This is a genomic window from Pseudomonas agronomica (assembly GCF_025917275.1).
Taxonomy (GTDB): domain Bacteria; phylum Pseudomonadota; class Gammaproteobacteria; order Pseudomonadales; family Pseudomonadaceae; genus Aquipseudomonas; species Aquipseudomonas agronomica.
The window spans coordinates 1-4,588 of sequence record NZ_JAOSHO010000412.1; the positions used below are offsets into that span (position 1 = coordinate 1).

General features: G+C 61.0%; 3 protein-coding genes and 1 tRNA gene. 1 reads left to right on the forward strand and 3 read right to left on the reverse strand.

Annotation, left to right across the window (positions count from 1 at the left end; genetic code table 11):
* Positions 1-7: 7 nt before the first annotated feature.
* The 3 genes from OC610_RS21700 to OC610_RS21710 all read right to left on the reverse strand — a co-directional run bounded on the left by OC610_RS21700 (position 8) and on the right by OC610_RS21710 (position 2,834).
* A complete protein-coding gene (locus tag OC610_RS21700) occupies positions 8-1,573 on the reverse strand; it encodes an ABC transporter permease (RefSeq protein WP_264430663.1) in 1,566 nt (521 codons plus the stop codon).
* On the reverse strand, positions 1,573-2,583 hold the full coding sequence (locus OC610_RS21705; protein WP_264430665.1) for an extracellular solute-binding protein: 1,011 nt from the start codon (positions 2,581-2,583) through the stop codon (positions 1,573-1,575). Before OC610_RS21705 ends, OC610_RS21700 begins: the two co-directional genes overlap by 1 nt.
* Positions 2,584-2,747: 164 nt before the next feature.
* Positions 2,748-2,834: transfer RNA gene (locus tag OC610_RS21710), tRNA-Leu, on the reverse strand.
* A 226-nt stretch (positions 2,835-3,060) separates the two neighbouring features.
* Here OC610_RS21710 and OC610_RS21715 point away from each other — a divergent pair.
* The coding region (locus tag OC610_RS21715; protein WP_264430666.1) for a ribonuclease R family protein at positions 3,061-4,588 on the forward strand (1,528 nt) is incomplete at its 3' end.

The window sequence follows — 4,588 nt, forward strand, 5'->3', positions numbered from 1 at the left end:
AGCTCTCTCAGCGGCTCAGATACATTCGCGTCGTCAGTAAATACACCGGCAACCCCGACACCACTATCAACAGCGCCGCATACGGCGCTGCCGCCGCGAATTCCACATTCGACGTATGTGCCCACACCGCTGTCGCCAACGTATTGAGCCCGGTCGGGCTCAGCAACAGCGTGGCGGTCAATTCCTTCATCGCATCCAGGAACACCAACGCGAACGCCGCGCCCAGCGCCGGGAAGATGATCGGCAGGGTCACGCGGCCAAACGCGCTGAACGACGACGCTCCCAGCGTGCGCGCCGCTTCTTCCAGCTGCGGCGCGGCCTTGTTCAGCGCGGTACGTACCGGGGCCTGGGCCAGTGGCAGGAACAGCAGTGCATAGGCAATCAACAGCAGGCCTGAAGTCTGGTACAGCGCCGGCACGTAGTGCAGGGCGAAATACACCAGGCTCAGGGCGATCACCAATCCGGGCAGCGCATGCAGCAGGTAAGGCAGGCGTTCGGCCCATATCGCCAGCCGCCCCTTGTGGCGCACTACCAGCAGACCGACCGGCACGGCCAGCACAAGGCAGAGCGCGGCGCCGCCCAGCGAAAGTGCCAGGGACGACAGTAACGCTTCGCCAATTTCGCTCGCAGGAAACGCGGCGGACGTGCCCACTGCCAGCCAATACGCCAACATCCCCAGCGGAATTCCGCTGCCGATGACCGCAAGGGCCAGGCAATACAGTTGCCCAAGAAGCGTCCATGGACCGAGCCGTATCTGTCCGGCCTGGCGCGCCGCGCCTTGGCCGGTGCGCACATGGCGGCCCTTGCCGCGTACTCGAAGTTCCAGCCACAACAGTGCCATGCACAGCACCAGCAACACCGCTGAGAGCATGGCGGCATTGGCGTTGCTGAATTCCAGTTCGAATTGTTGATAAATGGCTGTGGTAAACGTCTGCAGGCCGATGATCGACAGCGCACCGAACTCCACCAGCATGTGCAGGGCAATCAGCAGGGAGCCGGCCAGCAGTGAAGGCCAGAGCAAGGGCAGGGTGACGCGAAAAAACACGCCCCAGCGGTTGTGGCCCAGGGTGCGGGCGGACTCTTCAAGGGACGGGTCGAGGTTGCGCAGCGTTGCCGCCACGGGGAGAAAGATCAACGGATATTTGGACAGCGTCATCACCAGGATTGCCCCGCCCAACCCTTCGAACTGAGCGCCCAGGGAAACCCAGGTGAAGCTGCTGACAAACGCCGGCACCGCGAACGGCAGGCACAGGATAACGCCCCAGACGCGCCGCCCCGGCAGATTGCTGCGCTCCAGCAGCCAGGCCAGGGACAGACCGATGATGCCGCAGGCCAACGTGACGCCGATCATCAGCATCAGCGTGTTGCGCAGCAAGCCGAATACATAAGGCCGCCACAACAAATGCAATGCCTCTGCCCAGCCGGCCTGCCATGCCTTTGTAACCACGTAGGCCAATGGCAGCAGGCTCAGCAGGACAAGCAGCAGCACTGGCAGCAGCAACCCGATCGAAGGGCGCTTGCGCCGGGGAGCGTAAGCCCCGGCTGCGGGAGAGGCACTTGGCGACGGCGTCATCAGTTCAGGCCGACTTCACGTTCCAGTTCCAAGGCTTCTTCGGCATTGCCGAGGTCGGCCGGGGTGACTTTCGGTGGCTCCAGCTCATTGAACGGCTTGAGGCCGCGATCCGATGTCATGCCCTTGTGCAGCGGGTATTCGGCGGACGTCTGGGTAATCACCCGCTGGCCTTCTTCGCTGGCCATGTAGGCCAGCAACTGTTGGGCTTCCTTGGGGTGTTTGCTGGATTTCAGTGCGGCGGCGCTGGAGACGGTGACCAGGCCACCGGCATCGCCGCCGGTGAAGTAATGCAGTTTGGAATCGAGCTGTCCCTTTTCCCGCTGCAGGGCGAACCAGTAGTAATTGTTCACCAGGACCGTCGCCACTTCGCCGTTCTCCACGGCTTTGAGGGCGACCATGTTGTTGCTGTAGACCTTGCCGAAGGCGCGTAGCCCGGTGAGCCATTCTTCGGCGGCTTCCCTGCCGTGCAATTTGATGATCGCTACCGCTTGCTCCTGGAACGCGCCGCTGGTCGGTACGAAGCCGACCTTGCCTTGCCATTGTGGCTGGGCGAAATCGAGGACGGCTTTCGGCAGGTCCTTTTCATCGACCAGCTTGGGGTTGTAGGCGACCACACGAACGCGAGCGGTCACACCCATCCAGGTGCCGTTGTTGGCGACGTAGTCTTTGGGAAGCACATTGAGGATTGCATCATCGATCTTTGCCAGCAGGCCTTGTTCGCCGAGCTTGTTCAGCGGCGGCGACTCTTCGGTGTAGATCACATCGGCGGGGGAGCGGTCGCCTTCTTCGACGACTTGGCTGGCGAGCTGGTTGCTGCTGCCCTTGCGCACGTTGACGTGAATGCCGGTCTTGGCTTCGAATGCCTTGGCGAGTTCGTCGCCGACTTCTTTGTGTTGGCCGTTATAAAGGGTCAGTTCCACCTTGTCGGCGGCTTGGGTGAGGGGCGTTGCGAGGGTCAGGCCGAGCAGGGTGAAGGTCAGGGCGCGGCGCAGGGTGGTTCGAAACATCATTCGCGGGGTTCCTCACTGTCGTGTAGCAAAAACTTGTAACAATGATAAACGATATTGTTTCTCATGTGCGTTGCCACAGAGGGGATTTCCGGATCCCGGAAACGCAAAAACCCGCTTTCGCGGGTTTCTGTGAGGTTCAAGGTGTATAACCTTGAAGCTTGAATTGGTGCCCAGAAGAAGACTCGAACTTCCACGACCTTGCGGTCACCAGCACCTGAAGCTGGCGTGTCTACCAATTTCACCATCTGGGCAATATCGGCAACGTGTCTACGTCGTCGATGGCGCGCACTATACGGAGCGTGTTTTTAACTGTAAACCCCTGGGCGCAAAAAAAACGCTAAATTTCACGAGCGGTGCAATCAGGGGCTTCAAAGGCGTGTCGAAAGACTTTAGAAAAGGCATCTGATGCTTGAAATTTCCCGTTTCATTACGCCTATGCCAAACTAACCCGCATATAGACAAGGTGAAAACTCTCTAATGGCCGATTGGCAGTCCCTCGATCCCGAGGCCGCTCGTGAAGCGGAAAAATATGAAAACCCTATTCCTAGCCGCGAACTGATCCTGGCGCATCTCGCCGATCGGGGTTCGCCTGCTAGCCGTGAGCAGTTGGTCGAAGAGTTCGGCCTGACCACCGAGGACCAGCTCGAAGCCCTGCGCCGCCGCTTGCGTGCCATGGAGCGCGATGCTCAACTGATCTACACCCGGCGTGGCACCTATGCCCCGGTCGACAAGCTCGACCTGATCCTGGGCCGCATCGCCGGCCACCGCGACGGCTTCGGTTTCCTGATTCCGGACGATGGCAGCGACGATCTGTTCATGAGCCCGGCGCAGATGCGCCTGGTGTTCGACGGCGACCGTGCGCTGGCCCGGGTTTCCGGCCTGGACCGACGCGGACGCCGCGAAGGCGTGATCGTCGAAGTGGTCTCCCGTGCCCACGAAACCATCGTCGGGCGTTATTTCGAGGAAGGTGGCATCGGCTTCGTCGTGGCCGACAACCCGAAGATCCAGCAAGAAGTGCTGGTCACGCCAGGCCGTAATGCCAACGCGCAGATCGGTCAGTTCGTCGAGGTGAAGATCACCCACTGGCCAACCCCGCGCTTCCAGCCGCAAGGCGATGTGGTGGAAGTGGTCGGCAACTACATGGCGCCGGGCATGGAAATCGACGTTGCCCTGCGCACCTACGACATTCCCCACGTCTGGCCTGAAGCGGTCTTGAAAGAAGCCGCCAAGCTCAAGCCGGAAGTCGAAGAGAAAGACAAAGAGAAGCGCATCGACCTGCGCCACCTGCCGTTCGTCACCATCGACGGTGAAGACGCCCGTGACTTCGACGACGCGGTCTACTGCGAAGCCCGGCCCGGCAAGTTGCGCCTGTTCTCGGGCGGCTGGAAGTTGTACGTGGCGATTGCCGACGTTTCCAGTTATGTGAAGCTCGGTTCGGCGCTGGATGCCGAAGCCCAGGTTCGCGGCAACTCGGTGTACTTCCCCGAGCGCGTCGTGCCGATGTTGCCTGAGCAACTGTCCAACGGCCTGTGCTCGCTCAACCCCCATGTCGACCGCCTGGCCATGGTTTGCGAGATGACCATCTCCAAGGCCGGCGAGATGACTGACTACTGCTTCTATGAAGCCGTGATCCACTCTCACGCCCGCCTGACCTACAACAAGGTCAGCGCGATGCTGGAAACGCCAAAGCTGGCCGAGTCGCGCAAGCTGCGTGGCGAGTACACCGATGTCGTGCCGCACCTCAAACAGCTCTACTCGCTGTACAAGGTTCTGCTTGCGGCGCGCCACGTGCGCGGCGCGATCGATTTCGAAACCCAGGAAACCCGGATCATCTTCGGCACCGAGCGCAAGATCGCCGAAATCCGGCCGACCGTGCGCAACGATGCCCACAAGCTGATCGAGGAATGCATGCTGGCGGCCAACGTTGCCACGGCGGAATTCCTCAAGAAGCATGAGATCCCTGCGTTGTACCGGGTTCACGACGGTCCGCCGCCAGAGCGCCTGG